This window comes from Mycobacterium sp., from assembly GCF_049281135.1.
Classification (GTDB): domain Bacteria; phylum Actinomycetota; class Actinomycetes; order Mycobacteriales; family Mycobacteriaceae; genus Mycobacterium.
In genome coordinates this window covers 1-2,618 of record NZ_JBAPRN010000330.1, presented here as the reverse complement: position 1 = coordinate 2,618, position 2,618 = coordinate 1, and the positions used below count along the sequence as shown (strand labels likewise).

The following is a 2,618-nucleotide window of genomic DNA, read 5'->3' as shown; positions in this document are numbered from 1 at the left end:
CTCCAGATGCCGCCCCGGCCGGTGCCCCGGCGAACGAAGCGCCGGCGCCCCCAGACGCTGCTTAGGCGCCGTCAGGCCAAGAAGCGCTCGCGATAGCGGGCGAAACGGTCGGGCAGGTCGCGCTCGTCGAGACCGAACATATCGGCCGACGTCGCGACGCTGCCCAACCGTCCGCGCTGGTGGTGATCCAAGTAATCGGCGAGCGCGGCGCGGGCCGGCCCAGTGAGTGGTTCGCCGGCAAGGTCGTAGATTCGTTCGGCGGTCCCGAGTTCGTCGGACATGAACTCGTCGAAGCGCACGTCGATCGAGCGCGTCGGCGGGATGACGTCCCGGTCGCGCGCCAGCGCGTCGAGCATGTGTTGCAGTCGCTCTGCCCATGATGTGGCGATCTCTTGCACCGGCACCGGAGATCGATGCATCCGGGCGGTGTAGGTGATCATCGCCAGCATCGACAGGACCACCGGCACCGGGTCGCGGTGGGTGCAGACCACAACTACGCCTGGGAAGACGGCATCCAGCACCGGCAGCTGCTCGAGGTGCTGCGGTGACTTCAGCAGCCACCGACGGCCGCCTCGAAGGAATAGCAGGGCTTTCAACTGCACGCGCAGGTGCTCGTAGGACGAGGTCTGGTCGTGCGCCAAGTAGTAGTCGCGCCAGCGTGGCACGTGGCCCAGCGTCTCGAAGAGCATCGTCGAGAAGTCGTTGGCCAGCAGCTGGATCTCTTCATGGACGTGGTCGGTGGTCATCTCGTGCATGAGCGGAAAGTGCGGCATCGCGGCGTTCATGAACTCGACGGCCGCATCCATGCGTGCCCTGCGCGGATCCGGCTCGGCTCCCAGCTCGGCGGGCAGCGGAAAAGGCTCGACGCTCTCCCAGTACGGGATAGTGCGAAACGTCGGCCCCGCTGCCAGCAGGTTGTGCAAATGGGTGGTGCCGGTCCGCGGCAACCCCGCGATGACGACGGGCGGTAGCAACTCGATATCCCGGATTTCGGGATGTCGAGCGAGTAGATCGTTGAGCAGCAGCCGATTCTTCAGCGACTGCAGCACCTGGGCGTGGAAATTGACGATCCCAGGGCCGTGCAGGCCGTCGATCTCGCGTAGGGCGGCCAGGTAGACCTCCAGGCGCTCCCGGTAGTCGTCAGGGCCGAAGTCGGCCAGGCCAGTCTCGGCCGCGGCTTTGGCGTGTAGCGCATCGGCGTCCAGCGGGCAGTCTGGCGCCATCGTGGCCATCAACTCGCGGATCTGGTCGATCTGGGGGCTGAAGCGCGGTTCGGCCAAATCATCGAGATGCACGAGTGCGGCAGCGGCGTCGGTCACGGCGACTTATGTTACTTTGAGTTTCGTAATGACGACAGAGCTTGGCCGCCCCCGCGACAAACGCATCGACAGCGCGGTCATGCGCTCGACCGTCGAGCTGCTTGCCGAGACCGGCTACGCCGACTTGTCGGTCGATGCGATCGCACGACGGGCCGGCACCAGCAAACCGGCGATCTATCGGCGCTGGCCCAGCAAGGCACACCTCGTTCACGAGGCGGTCTTCCCGATCGGCGACGCCACCGTGCTCGCCGACACCGGATCGTTGGCCGGGGATGTGCGTGAGATGGTCCGTCGCACGGCAGACGTTTTGACCACCCCGGCTGCGCGGGCCGCCCTGCCTGGCCTGGTGGGCGAGATGGCCGCCGACCTGACGCTGCACTCGGCTCTGCTGGAGCGTTTCGGCGACATCCTGTCGCACGGGCTGACCGACCGCCTGGCCGATGCTGTCGAACGTGGGGAGGCACGGCCCGACGTCACCGCTGCCGAGATGGTCGAGGTCGTCGCCGGCACCACTTTCCTGGCGCTGCTCACCCGCGGGGATGCGCTTGACGATTCCTGGGTCGACCGCACCGCCGCACTGATCACGAGAGGAATCAGCGCATGACCAACAGCGAGCACGAGTCCACCGCCGCATGGCGTGAGCTACTGGACACCCTGGGTGGGCTGGATCGCTCATTCCTGGACGGTGAGCGCGCCGTCACCGACGACCGGCAGATCGCCGACGGCTACCGGATGCTCGCGACCACCCTGGGCGTCGCATTCGACACCTATCTGTTCGGTGAACCGAGCCGGCCGATGTTCGTGGAAGTCAACACCCCCTTCCGGCGCGACCGGCGATGGGGAGGCGACAACACCGACGCCTACTACTACATCTGTCCGGTCGATCCCGCGCGCCGTTATCGAATCAGCGGCAACCGCGGCGACAGCGTCTACTTCTCGCTGACGGCGTACAACGAACCAGCGCCAGGGGCGTGGTCGGACCGCATCGTGGCGATCGTGCGCGATGACAACCTCGACATCGACGCCGCGGGTAACTTCGCGTTCGAACTCGGACCGACTCCGGACGCGGCAGTGCTGATGACTCGCGACTACCAGGCCGATCCCCTGACCGGGCGCGCGGTCAACTGGCACATCGAGGCACTCGATGAGCCCGACCCCATTCGGCACGGTGACGCCGAGACTGCGGCAAAGCTTCGGGCAACTGCGGCCTGGATGCGAACGATGTTCGCAATCGTGCCGCTGGCCGTGGGTGAGCGAGTTGACGATTCGCACGCGCTCGGCCACGAGATCGCTCATGCA

2 protein-coding genes and 1 pseudogene are annotated in these 2,618 nt (G+C 66.4%); 2 read left to right on the top strand and 1 reads right to left on the bottom strand.

The window, feature by feature from the left end; all coding sequences use genetic code 11:
• Positions 1 to 71: 71 nt before the first annotated feature.
• A complete protein-coding gene (locus tag WAN02_RS13500) occupies positions 72 to 1,319 on the bottom strand; it encodes a sulfotransferase family protein (RefSeq protein WP_422264698.1) in 1,248 nt (415 codons plus the stop codon).
• A 28-nt stretch (positions 1,320 to 1,347) separates the two neighbouring features.
• On the opposite strand from WAN02_RS13500, the gene WAN02_RS13495 reads away from it, so the two are divergent.
• Entirely contained in the window at positions 1,348 to 1,923 is a 576-nt protein-coding gene (locus WAN02_RS13495) for a TetR/AcrR family transcriptional regulator (protein WP_422264697.1), read from the top strand.
• A pseudogene (locus WAN02_RS13490) lies at positions 1,920 to 2,618 on the top strand (hypothetical protein); the annotation flags it as partial. The gene WAN02_RS13495 and the pseudogene WAN02_RS13490, both read left to right, overlap by 4 nt.

Bases quoted from the DNA above. Each gene is read 5' to 3' on its own strand.
- WAN02_RS13495 (WP_422264697.1), top strand. From the start codon at position 1,348: ATGACGACAGAGCTTGGCCGCCCCCGCGACAAACGCATCGACAGCGCG.